This window comes from [Eubacterium] eligens ATCC 27750 (assembly GCF_000146185.1).
GTDB lineage: Bacteria > Bacillota > Clostridia > Lachnospirales > Lachnospiraceae > Lachnospira > Lachnospira eligens.
This window is the reverse complement of the sequence record NC_012778.1, coordinates 615,945-631,010: the sequence shown is the minus strand read 5'-3', so window position 1 is coordinate 631,010 and position 15,066 is coordinate 615,945. Positions and strand designations below refer to the sequence as shown.

Here is a 15,066-nt window from a genome sequence, read left to right as displayed (position 1 = left end):
GCACACATTTGTCAAGCAGTTCTTGCTTTATTTATATTTATGTGTTTATTTCCGCTTCCGTCCTATAAGAATCTTCATACCTGTTGATTTATAGGTAACTTTTCATATAATTCACGCTTTTTCAGCCCGTAAATACCTTTTTCTCATGGACTGAACCTATAAGAATCATTATTTAAACTAATTTATAGGAGTTTTTCTATCAATTTCAGCAAAAATTCTTCTTCAAAGCAAAAAAATACCTATAAGAAGTCAATTCAAAGACTCCTTATAGGTATTTTCATCATTATTTTATATCTATCTTAATAGTCAAGTTTGTAATTCACCTATAAATCACACACTTTACATCATTTTATAGGTAAGCACTGAGGCATTCCAGACTTATGCAACCCTCTGACGCATCATAGCATTCAGCACTCATGCAGCAAGAATCACTACTTCACGCCATCTTATAAGCTTTCTTTATTCCACACCATCAATAAATCTGGCAACAAAGCTTAATGCTGCACCAAGCCCTGATTTTCTGCCACCACCATCTGATATTCTTAAATAATCCGCATCAGTATCAAAGGAATAATCATTAACAAGACGTTCTTTAATACTATTCTCATATTGCTTAAGATATGGTGCAACTGTTCCGCCAAGAACAATATCACAGTCCATCATTGTGTATATGTTATTAATTCCAAGAGCCAGATTGTCCATATATTCATCTAACACATTGGAATTATTCTTATTTCCCTGCACTGCCAGTTCAAAGAAATTGTCAAGTGTCATATCAAGCTCTGATGATAATACCTTTTCTGAAACATATGCTTCAAAACAGCCCTTCTTACCACACAGGCACTGCTTTCCTTCAGGGTGAATAACCATATGTCCGAATTCGCCGCCACGGTTATGAACACCATTTCTGATTGCGGAAGCGTTAATATATGCACCTCCGACACCTTCACCAAGCATAATATATATTTTTTCATCTTCAGGCTTTCCATTAAACCAGTGGTCTGCGTATGCCTCTGCCCTCGCATCGTTCATTACTACGACCGGATAATCAATAGCTGATATAAGCTTTGTAAAATCATAGTTCTTAGCTTTTAATGGTGGTGCTGAGATAAGAATCTGCTTTTCATCATCAAGTATTCCCGGAACTGTAATGCCAACTCCCAGAATGTCATCTGCATCTGCTCCAACATAATCCACTGCATGTCTTACCGCATCTTTAAGCTTCTCAATATATGCACTGCTTTTGCTAAAATGTGCTTTAACAGCCATACTGTATATAATCTGGCCTTTAAGTCCGACTACATCTACATTAATATAGTCAGCTTTGATATTCACGCTGATAGCTTTTCTTGCATTATTATCAATAGTAATTGCCTGTGCCCTTCTTCCACCCGTTGAAGTGAAATTGCCAACATATTCTATAAGTCCATCTTCCATGAGCATCTTAAGATTCTGATTGACCGTTGGCAGCGACAGACCTAACTGGTCTGCTATCTCCTGTCTTGATATCTTATCCGAATTATATATCAGTCTGAATATACGGTTTTTATTAAGTTTTTTTACATCCGTGTTTGTTAGTTTCTGTGATGAATCCATCCATTACCTCTCGCTTAATCCCAGTTAACTTGTGTGTCAGTCACATTATTCGCCAAATACAGCAATATAATCTTTCTTAAACTTCTCAATTCCTGCATCTGTAAGCGGATGATGAACCATCTGCTCAATTACCTTATATGGTACTGTTGCAATATCAGCTCCTGCAAGTGCGCAGTCTGTAATATGTATTGGATTTCTTACACTTGCACAGATAATCTCTGTCTTAAGATCATAATTAGCAAATATATCTGCAATATCCTGAATAAGATTAATGCCCGGCTGTGATATATCATCAAGTCTTCCAAGGAAAGGGGACACATATGCTGCACCTGCTCTTGCAGCTAAAAGCGCCTGATTAGCTGAGAATATTAATGTAACATTAACCTTTATTCCCTCAGATGATAACACCTTAGTAGCCTTAAGACCTTCAACTGTCATAGGAATCTTAACAACCATGTTAGGGTGGATTGCTGCAATCTCTCTTCCCTCTTTGATCATTCCTTCTGCATCCTCAGTAGTAGCCTTAACCTCGCCGCTTATAGGTCCGTCAACAATTGAAGTAATCTCCTTGATAACTTCCTTGAAATCTCTTCCTTCTTTGGCGATAAGGGATGGATTAGTGGTTACTCCACAGATAACTCCCATGTCATTAGCCTTACGGATATCCTCAACATTTGCAGTATCAATAAAAAACTTCATAATAAAATTCTCCTTGTTAATCACTCATTAATTGTTCTGAATACGTTCTTCATTGCAGGATAGATACATCTGAACTTATTGTACTTATCCTCGTATCTTTCTATTATCTTCTCGTCTGGTCTTATTGTCTTTCGTACTTTAACGAGAGCATTAGACGCATCTTCAACGCAATTATACTCCCCGGCTGCAACCATGGCAAGCATTGCCGCACCCATAGCAGGACCTTCCTCTGACTCTAACAGTTCCACAGGAATTCCAAGTACATTAGCCATAATCTTACACCACAGTTCTGACTTAGCGCCACCACCGCACATACGGGTTGACTCCACTCTTATACCAAGACTCTTAGCAACCTCGAAGCAGTCCCTTATTGCAAATGCAACGCCTTCCAGAACTGCCTGTGTCATATCCTTACGCTCAGTATCCATTGTCATTCCTGTAAATGTGCCTCTTGCAAATTCGTCATTATGCGGTGATCTCTCACCCATCAGATATGGAAGGAAATACACATTATTATTGCCAAGGTCATCATCTGTTATCTGCGACTGTTCACCTGCATAATCATTAGTTCCGAGTATCTTGTCCATCCACCATCCATTAGCTGAAGCTGCACTTAATATACAGCCCATAAGATGATATTTCCCATCCGCATGTGCGAAAGAATGAAGTGCATTATTGGAATCCACTCCGAATTCCTTGCTTGAAATGAATATTGTACCGCTTGTTCCCAAAGAAACATTACAATGTCCGTCACCGACAGTACCAGTGCCTACTGCAGCAGCTGCATTATCACCTGCACCGGCTGCAACAATTACTTCACTTCCTATTCCAAGCTCATCTGCAATATCCTTCTTTACCGTACCAACACACTCACTGCTTTCAAAGATGCGTGGCATCTGTGCCTCTGTCACGCCACATATATCAAGCATCTGGCGCGACCAACGCCTGTTCTTCACATCAAACAGCAGCATACCCGAAGCATCTGAAACATCTGTACAATGCACACCTGTAAGACGATACGCAATATAATCCTTTGGAAGCATTATCTTGTCTATCTTAGCAAAATTATCCGGTTCATTCTCCTTCACCCACAATATCTTAGGTGCTGTGAAACCTGCAAATGCAATATTTGCTGTATATTCTGATAACTTATCCCTGCCTATCACTTCATTCAGGTACTCACACTGCTTCGTTGTTCTTCCGTCATTCCATAAAATAGCCGGTCTAATAACCTCATCATTCTTATCAAGAATAACAAGTCCATGCATCTGTCCACCAAAGCTGATACCGCTAACTGTTGATTCATCCTGTCCGTCAAGCAGCTCCTTCATGCCTTCCATACATGCATCATACCAGTCATAAGGATTCTGCTCTGACCAGCCGGCCTTAGGGTAATCAATCGGATAACTCTTAGACACATTTGCAATAATATGTCCTGCTGTGTCCATAAGAACAAGCTTAACCGATGAAGTTCCAAGATCAATTCCTATATAATTCATACCAGACTCCTTTCCGCAATCATATATCTATAACCGCACCTGTTTATGCAAATGGATTCTCGCTCTTATAAAGCATGCCCTTAGGCTGATTGAATGACACATCCTCAACGCCGATATACTTAAACACATCAAAAAGTGTCTTTCCAAAATGTCCGAATGCAACTGCACCATGATGTGGAAAATTGCCTTCAATAAGCACATGTCTGTAGAATCTTCCCATCTCTGGAATAGCAAATATACCTATTGCACCAAATGAACGTGTTCTTACCGGAAGAACTTCACCCTGTGCTATGTAAGCGGAAAGCTTGTTATCTGATGAATTCTGGAGTCTGAAAAATGTGATATCTCCCGGAACGATATCCCCTTCAAGTGTACCATTAGTAACTTCTTCAGGAAGTGAACGTGCCATAATCATCTGGTTTCTCATCTCACAGAATGACAATTTGCTTGATGCAGTGTTGCCACAATGGAATCCCATAAATGTATCCTTCTGTGTATATGCATATCTGCCTGCGATATCCTCATTGTAGATATCTGCTGGAACTGTATTATTAATATCAAGAAGTGTAACAATATCGTCACTTACAACTTCTCCGATAAATTCACTCAATGCACCATATATATCAACCTCACATGATACAGGTATTCCTCTTGAAGTAAGTCTTGAGTTGACATAACAAGGAACACATCCGAACTGTGTCTGGAATGCCGGCCAGCATTTACCTGCTACTGCAACATATTTTCTTGAGCCCTTATGTGATTCAACCCAGTCAGTTAATGTAAGCTCATACTGTGCGAGTCTGCTTAAGATTTCAGGCTTTTTATTTCCTGTACCAAGCTCTTTTTCCATATCCCTTACAACATCAGGAATTCTTTCATCTCCTGCATGCTTATTAAAGCTCTCGAATAAATCAAGTTCTGAATTTTCCTCAATCTCAACACCAAGATTATATAGACCTGCAATTGGTGCATTACATGCAAGGAAATTGTTAGGTCTTGGACCAAAGCTGATAATCTTAAGATTGCTTAATGCGTATACCGCCTTTGCTACAGGTATGAATTCATGAATCATATCTGCACATTCTTCTGCTGTTCCAACAGGATACTCCGGAATATATGCTTTAACTCCACGAAGCTTAAGATTATAGCTTGCGTTAAGCATTCCACAATAAGCATCGCCTCGTCCCTGAACAAGACCTCCATTAGCTGATGTCTCCTCTGCTGCCGCAATGAACATCTTAGGTCCGTTGAAATTTTTTGCAAGCATTGTCTCAGCAATCTCAGGTCCGAAATTACCAAGATATACACAGAGTGCATTACATCCTGCATTCTTAATATCCTCAAGTGCCTGCATCATATGTATCTCACTCTCAACGATACATACCGGACATTCATAGATATCCCCCTTGCCATACTTTGCTTCATATGCCTTTACAAGATTCTGTCTTCTTGTAACTGAAAGTGATTCTGGAAAGCAGTCTCTTGAAACTGCAACAATACCGATTTTCATAACTGGTGTATTATTCATAACTTATCTCCTTTAACCTATACTGTTATATTCTCTCCCCTTAAGCCGTTAAATGCTCCATCTATATGAGCATCTTCATGGGCTATCAGCCATTTATTAGATGCCGCAAGCAGCTTGTCTTCTGCCGTTGCATGAGTATTAACTACATCAAGATTAGTCCCCTTTGGAAGTACAACTACACACTTAAAACCCTGTCCGTCCACACCGCATGGTGCATAATGAAGAGTTGTTGCATACACCTCAATAGCTGTTCCCTCAGGCACAAAGAATCCTTCAACCTTAGATGTATCATATGTAAAATCGTCTTCCACATCTTCTCTGCTGCCAAGCAGCAGAATCATATCTGTTGCCGCAATATTAACTTCTGAACTTCTGTGATATTCCAGTGCATTAAGTTTCTGGTTATGTCCATTACAATACCCTGTCTGTACAGGAGTTCCACCATATACGCTCTCTTCCATTATCTTATGAATCTTTGTATTTTCAAGTTTTTCATCGCCTGCAACATATACAACATCTTCAGGCATATCATACGAATCCATAAGTTTCACTATTTCACTGGTATCAATATCAGCAATAACTCTGCCATATTTCTTAAAGCCAGCATCCAATACACTCTGCAAAACAATACCTCCTTTTTCAACTCATGTTAAACTTTTATAAAGTATCTTTCTAAAAGTTATTCTATCACTGTTTTATTTCTAATTCAATAAAAAAATCTCCGATTATCGAAAATGTATCCTGAAAGATACACTCCCAATAACCGGAGATTAATATTAATCTGTTAAATTACCAATCTTACAATATAATCTTTGATAATGCATCAATTATAATTCCCCATGCTACACCACTCACATAAAGAATCGCCAGAATCCTGAAATTATCCTTCATATCATCATTCTCTCTGAATAATACAAGAATACCTACTCCTGAACCTGCAAGCAGTCCTGCCATAAGAGAGCCAAGTCCAAGCACACCTTCAATATAAAGCTGTGTTAATACTACTGATGATGCACAGTTAGGAATAAGACCTATAATTCCCGCTATCAACGGTCCAATAACAGGCTTATTAAGTATAAGATTCCCCAAAGTCTCTTCACCAACAAAGTGAATTAAAGTATTAAGTGCAAAAGATATAACAACAATAAATGCAAATATAGTTATTGTATGTCTTAACGCTGACTTAAATATGCTTGTCTCACAACCACAGTGGTCATGATCACACACATGCCCAATCTTTTCTACCATATTATAACTTTTCTTGCTTCTTCTCACTATCAGATCAATTGCTACACCCATTATAAGACCTATGAAAACCTTAATGAGTATAAGCTTGACAAGCACTAATACATCTACCTGTTCTGATAAAAATACTGGTATCATCTCGTCTGAAGTAGACATAAAGATGGCAATAAGCGTTCCCATAGTAATTACTTTACCTGCATACAGGTTAGATGCCGCTGTAGAAAAACCACACTGTGGAACAGCTCCAAGTAAAGCTCCTATAACAGGCCCTGCCTTGCCAGAATCCTTGACAAACTTCTTCGTCCTGGCACTTGTCTTATGTTCAAGATACTCCATAGCAAGATAAGTCAGAAAAAGAAACGGCAACAGTTTAACACTATCAATGATAGTATCAAATACCACATCCATCATGATATACAATCGTCCTTTCTTAAAAACAGTCACATAGTTACATATTCATTATGCCTTGGCAAAAAGCTTCCTATAAGGTTCTTCTCCTGAAAACACCTTTCTTGCTTTCTCTGATCTGTTCATAATAAGCTTAGTAACAAAATAACCTATTACTCCATACAGTGATCCAAGTAACAGACTCGCAAGTACATCTGTCGGATAATGAACTGTAAGATATAATCTTGAAACTGCAATCAGAGCTGCAAGTATAACTGCAGGAATTCCTTTCTTTCTGTCCCACAATATAATAGCTAATGCCGCTGCAAAAGAAGCTGATGTATGTCCTGATGGAAAAGACCAGTCCTTAATACCATTAAAGATTCCATAAAGATTCTCAAATGTCGGATCTGCATTGAATGGTCTTATTCTTGCTGACATATTCTTCATAATTCCGTTACACATAATAAGTGACAGAATAAGTCCAATTGCCATACTAAGTCCTAACTTTCTGTCTTTCTTAAATACCGGTATAAATAAGAACGCCGCACATAATAAAATCCAGAATATTCCAGCATTTCCAAGACAGGTTATAGCATACATAACCGGATCTGTTACAGGATTATGTAATGATTCAAACCAGTGTAAAATCTGAAGTTCCATAATAGTCTCCTTATCATATCGTTCTAGTACGCTCATTTTCAGGCACACCAGAATATTCTATGATATAAGAAATCATTTGTCAATTAAAGGAATACGTTTTTTCATAGTAACATTTTCCTGTTCTTCCACCAAATGGATATTCATATTCTTCTGTCACTCCAATCTGAAACAAGCCTTTATCCATATCAGCATATATAAGCGCAACCTGAATTCTGCCATCAGACGCTATTCTTTTGCAAAGAACCCTGCAGAATTCGTTCATCAACTGTGTTAATATTTCCTGCTTTCTCTTATCTGTATACACAGTATAATTAACATCTGCATACACATCTCCCATCCGGTCAAATGCATAATCCATTGCTGAATCAAGGCTCTGATTAACTTCTTCTCTTCTTATGTTATTTCCTGTTATAACAGCATGTGTAATTATGATGATAGCAAAAACCACTATAAATCCGCTACATGTAACAACTCCTCTCAAACATGGCCTCCATTCCATATAATAAATATCTGTGATTATTCTGTTACACAATATCTTGCCAGTCCTTTATATTGATGCCATGATGAATATGCAAACATAGCCGCTTTCAGCTTATAAGAAAATGTGTACTCAATATACTCATAATCTCCAGTTTTCATCCTGTCTCCAAAATCAAGCAAAGCACCGTTAGATTCCACAGAAGTTTTTAACAAAGCCAGCTTAGAAGCTCTTTGTTCTTCAGTAAGCTTCTCCGCTAATCCATCCCCACAGCATGCTTCTATATAATTCTCAATGTACTGGCTTACTTCACCTGCATCAGACACATCCCTGTTAATCCTTATAAAATCTATGCTGAACATACATATAAAAGCAAACAATATAAGATAAACTGACGCTTCAATAATTCCTTTCATAATCCCCCTATCCAAGACAAACTTTTATAATTTCCAGCAATATATCTTTATATATGCCAAATGCGTAACCAAGCATCATTGTAGTAAATATTACCATCAAACCCCCGACACACACATCTGCATACTGTTCAATAATTTCTTTCATACTTTCATTACCCCCATAAGGACAGTCATAAATATCAATATCATTGCATATACAATTATTTCAGCCATAACAATACCAGCATATTCTTCAATAATATTTTCCATACATCTCCTCCTGCTCCTGACTATTATTGCAGTATCCTAAAGATACATGGTAACAACCAGCATCATATCCACAGCCATCTTTAATGCAACAAAAAATGTCGGAACATATTCTGAAAATCTCATCATGCTTGTACTATCCATATATCTGGTAAGCTCTGCTTTGTCTGATAATTCGTAATTTCTTCTTACAATTGCATTAATTGTTGCACTCATGCTATCCTGTTCAAGCTCTCCAATTGAATAAAGCATCCTCACTGCAGCCTGAATATCTATCACACCAAATTCCCCCAAGAAACCATAATACGGCATTACATCTGACGGATTATTCTCAATGTCACAAATAAACTTCTCCAATGGTTCTTTCATTATAACCGGACAGCAGTCATAAGTATCCTCTACAGCAGACAATAAAGGCTTGTTCTCAAGATTAACAGACAGTTCTCTTAACCATTCTGTAAATCCAAGATATAAATCATTTTTTACTCTTCTTTGGGCACCTTTTTTCTGTAAAAAAGGCGTGCTCACAAGAACAATAATTATTGCCAGCATACATACTGCAGGCAGTTTCATATCAAATATAAACAACATTGCCATAGCAATTATTAATATCAGCCAGACTGGCAGAAGTTTAATTGTCAGCCTCCACACATCTGACTTAAACACAATATTATAATCATACATTATCTGTTTATCTGTTCTGCTTTTACCAAGCCAGTCAAACCTGTAATGCTTCCTTGTGTATGTAAAAAACGACATGCATAACATTACAAAAACCACTGCTGCACTCTGATATGCAACAGAATCAGTAATACTAACCGTTTTATCTGAAAACATATTAAGCATATTACACATTATTGTTGTCAGCATCGCAAGTACCATGCTTATTATTATACCAACAGATATGTCTCTCTTTATCTTACGGATTTCCTCCTGATATCTGTACACATTATTAACCCATCTGTCAAAATCTTCAAGAAGTACATCCATAGCGCCTGCATATCTTCCGCCCTTTTCTTCAACACTTATAATAAACTTATGCAGCGTTCTTATTCTTGCGCAATCATATTCTTCTTCAATTATCTTAAGGGCATCATTATATACTCTGTCTCCCATTCCATATTGAAGTTCTTCTAACGCCTTTCCTATGCATTCCTTCAGATTACCACTGCTTATTTCATAGACATCCCTTAATGCCATATTAATCTTAGGTGTTCTGGTAAATGAATATGAAATCTGATGAAGATATATATCAACATCAGAAAATCTTGCAGCGTCATATCGTTCCTTAAAATACCCTCTTACAAGTCCTGGTATCAAAAGTAATGCCATAACCATGACAAGCAATGACAATATGTAATTAATCCGGTACAACATACACGCTCCAAATACTGCACTACCTGCCATTATTGTTGTGATAATAAATCTTTTTACTGACATTACACCATTAACATCAGCTATGTCTTTCATAACCTGATTAACTGATAAATATTTTAATAATCTTTTCAATCATGCCTCCATACATACGGATTGTCTATTCCAAATCTTATGAATTTTTCTTTAATGTCTTCTGGAATATCAACATCCTTAAACTCCCCATCTTCAAATACAACAGTGCAGCTGTTATTACCATGATTTCTACTAAGAAAACCAACCTGCCTTATTTTTCTTTTTTCAAATCTGTCACAATCCACCAGTACAACAAGATCTATGTATTTATATATACTGTTAATAAATCTTTCTGAGGATTCTCCCTTTCCAAGCATTGAATACATTCTGTCTGGCATATCCCTTATATCATCCAGATGCATTGTTGTCATACAATATGCACCTGTAGACAGGCTGTTAAGCAGCTCCATAACCTCCGGTCCTCTTGATTCTGATAACAAAACCCAGTCTATATTATGTCTCAGTCCCGCTTTAATAATATCCTGATAAGATATTTTAGAATCGACAAAAAACTCAACACATTTGCTGTGCGGATTAATCTGCCGGTAATGAATTTCCTGATTATCTTCATATACTCCAACCTTCTCTTCTGCCGGAATATATGTTGCAAGATACTTGAGAAGTTCTGTCTTTCCTGCATGTGGCTGCCCACCTATAACTGTTGACAGATGTGCAGTTACGCAATTCTCAAGTAATGTGATAATGCTCTCTGGTGCATAGTCAGATTGAATTAAATCAACATGTCCGAAACGAAGCTTTCCTGGAATCTTTCTTATAGCCATACTTTTCTTTCCACATCTTGATTCATGCCATATTGATATTCTTAAAATTTCGGTATTGGCCTCCAATATCGGGTGTACCCTGTTAAAAGGCACACCCATTATATTAGCAAGTCTTATTGACAGATTGTCCATATATCTGTCACTTAATTCTTTCATAGCAATATAACAGCCTCTTCCCAACTGGGTTATCCATAGATTATATCCATCCCACTCAATATCAGTAACAGATTCATCCGATATTTCCTCTTTAATCTCAGAAAAAAGATCATCCTTATTGTTTTCTATCAGTTGCTGAAGCTGTTCTTTCTCCATACATTCTCCTATCCTGTTTTACTGTGATTTACTTGCATCTATAGCATCATATATATGTTCCTTATATGATATATCACTGACAGCACCTTTAGTTCTGTCAGTTACAATAGTTACAACCGCAGCTGTAAGCAATACCGCTGCAAGCACTCCCGCAAGTGCTATCACCACTTTCCCATAATGTTCGATAATATCATGCATATACTTATTCTCCTCTACATTTAATTTATTAAAAAAGCGCTTTTTATATTATGCATAATATCACAATAAATATCATTTGTAAAGATATAAAATATATTTAATTTTAAAAAAGACTTTTGTACTATATTCAATGTACAAAAGTCCTTTTAATAAATATTATTTCTTGTTAAGTATGATTGTGTCATCTCCATTTGTCAGTGTCAGCACATCTTTTTTTAAAGTGTATGTAAATTCTGTTGTATCATCTGTTCCAAGATATGTAACAGTTATACTTAATTTTCCATCCTTTGCCTGATATGATGAAATATTAACATTGATACCGCCAATCTGCTGGGTTCCTGTTCCATCAGCATTGAAGGTATATGCATAATCATCACCTTCCCATGTTCCAACAACTGACTCTTTCTTTCCACATCCGGCAAATGCCCCTATAACAAGTACAAATACCGCAATTATCCCTATTCTTCTTACTACCCTGCTCATAATTCTCCTTTATGTATTAATTGTTTTAACAGCCTCTACAACTTTGGAAAATTCCATTCCATGAGAAGCCTTTATAAGTATATTATCACCTGTTTTCAGAATATGTCCAATACTTTTTAACATATCATCTCTTGTTTCAAAATCATGTACTTCACAACCATGCGCATTGTAATTAGTATCAATATATGCTCTTGTTCCTGCCGCAATCTGTGCAGCAAGGTCACCTGCTGTTATAAGTACATCAATATCCTTAGTTCCAAGATACATCCCAACATCGTAATGCATCTGTTTCTCGTTCTCACCAAGCTCAAACATACTTCCAAGAATAGCAACTTTTCTTCCAATAGCAGTGTCAAGAACATCAAGAGATGCTTTCATTGAAACCGGATTGGCATTGTAGCAGTCATCAATTATTGTGAAGCCATTTTCCTTAATAATATTGTTTCTTCCTGCAATTGTCTTTAAATTTCTTACACCACGCTCAATTTCAAGAGATGAAAGACCAAGCACAGAACCAACGAGTGCAGCAGCCATCGCATTATATACCATATGATGTCCGGGTACCGGTACTGTCATGTCAAACGTTGAATATTTATCTGCTGTATCAAGGCCATGAATTGTAAAGCTAGTTCCATCAAGTCCAAGACTCTTTATATTATCTGCATATACCCCGTCTTTGTTGCTTATTCCGAACACAAGAGGACGCTTGCCGTGTACCTGGCTGATTGTTGATAATTTGTCGTCATCTCCGTTAAGAATAACAATTCCATCCGGATTCATATGATTAAATATCTCTGTTTTAGCCTTAAGTATACCATCTCTTGTTCCAAGATTCTCAAGGTGGCAAAGGCCAATATTAGTGATAACACATATGTCTGGCTGTGCAATCTTAGATAATCTGTCCATCTCGCCAAAATCACTGATTCCCATCTCAAGAACAGCAACTTCATCATCTTCTGTCAGTCTGAAAACAGTAAGTGGAAGCCCAATCTCATTATTGAAATTACCAAGTGTCTTTAATACCCTGTACTTTTCAGATAAAACAGAGCTTATTGTTTCCTTGGTACTTGTTTTGCCAACACTTCCTGTGATTCCTACAACCTTGACATCCAGATTATTTCTGTAAAGAAGTGCAAGATCCTTTAGTGCCTGAAGACTTGATTCAACCTGAATATATGAATGTTCTTCATCTGGCAGCTCCTTTTCAGAAATAACACATGCAGCGCCCTTCTCAAAGCATTGTCCTATGAAATCATGTCCATCACTTCTCTCACCTTTAATGGCAATAAAAAGCCCGCCTTCAGCTACCTTTCTGCTGTCAATCGTAATGGCAGTAATCTCTTTATCATAATCTTCTCCATTGCCATGATATATGCCGTTAACAGCTTGTGTCATGGCTCTTAAGGTCATTCCCTTCATAACACAATATCCTCAATTCTTTTCTTAGGCACATGATGTACCTGATTCTCATCTCTGTAATACTTGATATCTCCATCCGCAGGAATATCCTCAAGCACCACTTCTTCTTTAGGATAGCCAAATGCGATGACATACACAATCTTTAATTCAGACGGTATATTTAGCTGTGCCTTTAACTCATCTCTTTTAACATTGCCAAAAAAGCATCCGCCAAATCCGGCTTCTGTAGCTGCAAGAAGCATTGTCTGTCCGACAATTCCCGCATCAACTTCATCATTGATATTCTCAGGACAGGTTATAACAATATATCCTGTTGGCTTCTCACCTTCAGATGGACCATCCCAGTCCTTTAAATATCCGGCAAATCCTAATAGTCTGAAAACTTTCTCATTCTCTTCCTCATCACACACAATTCTATACTTAAATGGCTGTCTGTTAGCTGTTGATGGAGTAAGTCTTGCAGTCTCAACAAGCTCCATAAGCTGCTGCTTTGTCAGCTTCTTTTCCTGATAAAATCTTCTGTATGATCTGTTTTTCTTAACAAGTTCCTTAATCATAACATAACTAACCTCGTTTTATAAAAATGCATTATTATACATTTACATTTCTTCTATTCATACTTTGCAAGAGATATCTCGATAATCTTCTCTGTAAGTTCATCATACGATATACCTACTGCTGCTGCCTCCTGAGGAATAAGGCTTGTGTCAGTCATTCCTGGAAGTGTATTAATCTCAAGACAGAATATATTATTATTCTTATCAAGAAGTTCATCAACTCTTGCGTATGTTGTTACGCCTGCTGCCTGGCAGCATTTTTCTGCCCAGAACTGCATCTGGCTTGCAATATCTTCCGGAATATTGGCAGGGCATGTCTCCTTAGTAGAGCCAGCCTTGTACTTATTTTTGTAATCGTAGAAGCCTTCAAGAGGCTCAATCTCAATTACTGGAAGTGCCTTTCCATCAAGCACCGCAACTGAGAATTCTCTTCCGTCAACAAACTCTTCAACAAGTACAGTATCTTCATAAGAAAATGCTTCATCAAGTGCATCTTCAAACTCTTTCTCGTTATGTGCTATCGAAACACCAACGCTTGAACCACCACAACAAGGCTTAACAACACATGGGAATGGAACATACTCAATCTTATGTCCTTTATGTAATGTAACACCCTTAGGCATAGGAATTCCCTCTGGTACAAGAACCTTTTTTGCAAGTTCCTTGCTCATTGATATAGCACTGCTTAAATAATCTGTACCTGTATATCTGATTCCAAGCAGATCAAATGTAGCCTGGACCTTACCATCTTCACCATTGCTTCCATGAAGTCCCATAAATACCATATCTGCTTCTTTACACAATTCTAATACATTACGTCCGAAAAAGCTTTCTCTTGCCTCTGTTCTTCTCTTAACCTCTGCCGGAATGTCCGCTGTTTTCTTCTTTAAATTGTCAGACAGTTCTCCCAAATCATTCTTTTCTGTAAAAAATGTCTTAACCTCACTGTCATCAACACCTAAGAAGATATCAAGCATATTTGCTTCATGTCCGTTTCTTCTAAGACTCTCGCATACTCTGTATCCTGTGACTAATGAAACATCTCTTTCTGTACTTGTTCCACCTGCTAAAACTACTATTCTCATAATTTCTCCTTTATCCCTGAACTT

At 37.4% G+C, this 15,066-nt stretch carries 17 protein-coding genes; all 17 read right to left on the bottom strand.

Going from position 1 to position 15,066, the window contains the following annotated elements:
* Positions 1–459 precede the first annotated feature (459 nt).
* Positions 460–1,596: an ROK family transcriptional regulator gene (locus EUBELI_RS02985; RefSeq protein ID WP_012738869.1), complete on the bottom strand. Its 1,137-nt coding sequence runs from the start codon at positions 1,594–1,596 to the stop codon at positions 460–462.
* Positions 1,597–1,641: 45 nt separating this feature from the next.
* On the bottom strand, positions 1,642–2,295 hold the full coding sequence (gene fsa / locus EUBELI_RS02980; RefSeq protein ID WP_041687987.1) for a fructose-6-phosphate aldolase: 654 nt from the start codon (positions 2,293–2,295) through the stop codon (positions 1,642–1,644).
* A 20-nt stretch (positions 2,296–2,315) separates the two neighbouring features.
* The gene (xylB, locus tag EUBELI_RS02975; RefSeq protein WP_012738867.1) at positions 2,316–3,794 is read right to left on the bottom strand and encodes a xylulokinase; all 1,479 of its coding nucleotides are present in this window, start codon (positions 3,792–3,794) and stop codon (positions 2,316–2,318) included.
* A gap of 43 nt (positions 3,795–3,837) precedes the next feature.
* A complete protein-coding gene (locus EUBELI_RS02970; protein ID WP_012738866.1) occupies positions 3,838–5,322 on the bottom strand; it encodes an L-fucose/L-arabinose isomerase family protein in 1,485 nt (494 codons plus the stop codon).
* 17 nt (positions 5,323–5,339) lie between these two features.
* On the bottom strand, positions 5,340–5,945 hold the full coding sequence (locus EUBELI_RS02965; RefSeq protein ID WP_012738865.1) for a DUF4867 family protein: 606 nt from the start codon (positions 5,943–5,945) through the stop codon (positions 5,340–5,342).
* A 175-nt stretch (positions 5,946–6,120) separates the two neighbouring features.
* Complete coding sequence (locus tag EUBELI_RS02960) at positions 6,121–6,978, bottom strand: putative manganese transporter (RefSeq protein ID WP_012738864.1); 858 nt, start codon at positions 6,976–6,978, stop codon at positions 6,121–6,123.
* 48 nt (positions 6,979–7,026) lie between these two features.
* Entirely contained in the window at positions 7,027–7,617 is a 591-nt protein-coding gene (locus EUBELI_RS02955) for a phosphatase PAP2 family protein (protein ID WP_148231335.1), read from the bottom strand.
* 79 nt (positions 7,618–7,696) lie between these two features.
* Positions 7,697–8,098 carry a hypothetical protein gene (locus EUBELI_RS02950; RefSeq protein WP_041687984.1) on the bottom strand — a complete coding sequence of 134 codons (402 nt, stop codon included), beginning with the start codon at positions 8,096–8,098 and terminating at the stop codon, positions 7,697–7,699.
* A 35-nt stretch (positions 8,099–8,133) separates the two neighbouring features.
* Complete coding sequence (locus EUBELI_RS02945; protein WP_012738861.1) at positions 8,134–8,511, bottom strand: hypothetical protein; 378 nt, start codon at positions 8,509–8,511, stop codon at positions 8,134–8,136.
* A gap of 7 nt (positions 8,512–8,518) precedes the next feature.
* Positions 8,519–8,656, bottom strand: a complete 138-nt coding sequence (locus EUBELI_RS14335) for a hypothetical protein (protein ID WP_012738860.1) — start codon at positions 8,654–8,656, stop codon at positions 8,519–8,521.
* 140 nt (positions 8,657–8,796) lie between these two features.
* Positions 8,797–10,266, bottom strand: a complete 1,470-nt coding sequence (locus EUBELI_RS02940; protein WP_041687982.1) for a hypothetical protein — start codon at positions 10,264–10,266, stop codon at positions 8,797–8,799.
* Entirely contained in the window at positions 10,263–11,300 is a 1,038-nt protein-coding gene (locus EUBELI_RS02935) for an ATPase, T2SS/T4P/T4SS family (RefSeq protein WP_012738858.1), read from the bottom strand. The genes EUBELI_RS02940 and EUBELI_RS02935 overlap by 4 nt, the downstream gene beginning before the upstream one ends.
* An 18-nt stretch (positions 11,301–11,318) precedes the next feature.
* Complete coding sequence (locus EUBELI_RS02930) at positions 11,319–11,498, bottom strand: hypothetical protein (RefSeq protein ID WP_012738857.1); 180 nt, start codon at positions 11,496–11,498, stop codon at positions 11,319–11,321.
* A gap of 156 nt (positions 11,499–11,654) precedes the next feature.
* A complete protein-coding gene (locus EUBELI_RS02925) occupies positions 11,655–11,981 on the bottom strand; it encodes a DUF5640 domain-containing protein (protein ID WP_012738856.1) in 327 nt (108 codons plus the stop codon).
* Positions 11,982–11,990: 9 nt separating this feature from the next.
* Positions 11,991–13,400 carry a UDP-N-acetylmuramoyl-tripeptide--D-alanyl-D-alanine ligase gene (locus EUBELI_RS02920; protein WP_012738855.1) on the bottom strand — a complete coding sequence of 470 codons (1,410 nt, stop codon included), beginning with the start codon at positions 13,398–13,400 and terminating at the stop codon, positions 11,991–11,993.
* Positions 13,397–13,957, bottom strand: coding sequence for a nitroreductase family protein (locus EUBELI_RS02915; RefSeq protein WP_012738854.1), 561 nt, complete (start codon positions 13,955–13,957; stop codon positions 13,397–13,399). The genes EUBELI_RS02920 and EUBELI_RS02915 overlap by 4 nt, the downstream gene beginning before the upstream one ends.
* Positions 13,958–14,010: 53 nt before the next feature.
* Positions 14,011–15,042 carry a D-alanine--D-alanine ligase family protein gene (locus tag EUBELI_RS02910; protein ID WP_041687980.1) on the bottom strand — a complete coding sequence of 344 codons (1,032 nt, stop codon included), beginning with the start codon at positions 15,040–15,042 and terminating at the stop codon, positions 14,011–14,013.
* Positions 15,043–15,066 lie beyond the last annotated feature (24 nt).

Coding starts and splice junctions, on each gene's coding strand:
- EUBELI_RS02985 (WP_012738869.1), bottom strand. CDS start 1,596: ATGGATTCATCACAGAAACTAACAAACACGGATGTAAAAAAACTTAAT.
- fsa (WP_041687987.1), bottom strand. CDS start 2,295: ATGAAGTTTTTTATTGATACTGCAAATGTTGAGGATATCCGTAAGGCT.
- xylB (WP_012738867.1), bottom strand. CDS start 3,794: ATGAATTATATAGGAATTGATCTTGGAACTTCATCGGTTAAGCTTGTT.
- EUBELI_RS02970 (WP_012738866.1), bottom strand. CDS start 5,322: ATGAATAATACACCAGTTATGAAAATCGGTATTGTTGCAGTTTCAAGA.
- EUBELI_RS02960 (WP_012738864.1), bottom strand. CDS start 6,978: ATGATGGATGTGGTATTTGATACTATCATTGATAGTGTTAAACTGTTG.
- EUBELI_RS02955 (WP_148231335.1), bottom strand. CDS start 7,617: ATGGAACTTCAGATTTTACACTGGTTTGAATCATTACATAATCCTGTA.
- EUBELI_RS02945 (WP_012738861.1), bottom strand. CDS start 8,511: ATGAAAGGAATTATTGAAGCGTCAGTTTATCTTATATTGTTTGCTTTT.
- EUBELI_RS14335 (WP_012738860.1), bottom strand. CDS start 8,656: ATGAAAGAAATTATTGAACAGTATGCAGATGTGTGTGTCGGGGGTTTG.
- EUBELI_RS02935 (WP_012738858.1), bottom strand. CDS start 11,300: ATGGAGAAAGAACAGCTTCAGCAACTGATAGAAAACAATAAGGATGAT.
- EUBELI_RS02930 (WP_012738857.1), bottom strand. CDS start 11,498: ATGCATGATATTATCGAACATTATGGGAAAGTGGTGATAGCACTTGCG.
- EUBELI_RS02925 (WP_012738856.1), bottom strand. CDS start 11,981: ATGAGCAGGGTAGTAAGAAGAATAGGGATAATTGCGGTATTTGTACTT.
- EUBELI_RS02920 (WP_012738855.1), bottom strand. CDS start 13,400: ATGAAGGGAATGACCTTAAGAGCCATGACACAAGCTGTTAACGGCATA.
- EUBELI_RS02915 (WP_012738854.1), bottom strand. CDS start 13,957: ATGATTAAGGAACTTGTTAAGAAAAACAGATCATACAGAAGATTTTAT.
- EUBELI_RS02910 (WP_041687980.1), bottom strand. CDS start 15,042: ATGAGAATAGTAGTTTTAGCAGGTGGAACAAGTACAGAAAGAGATGTT.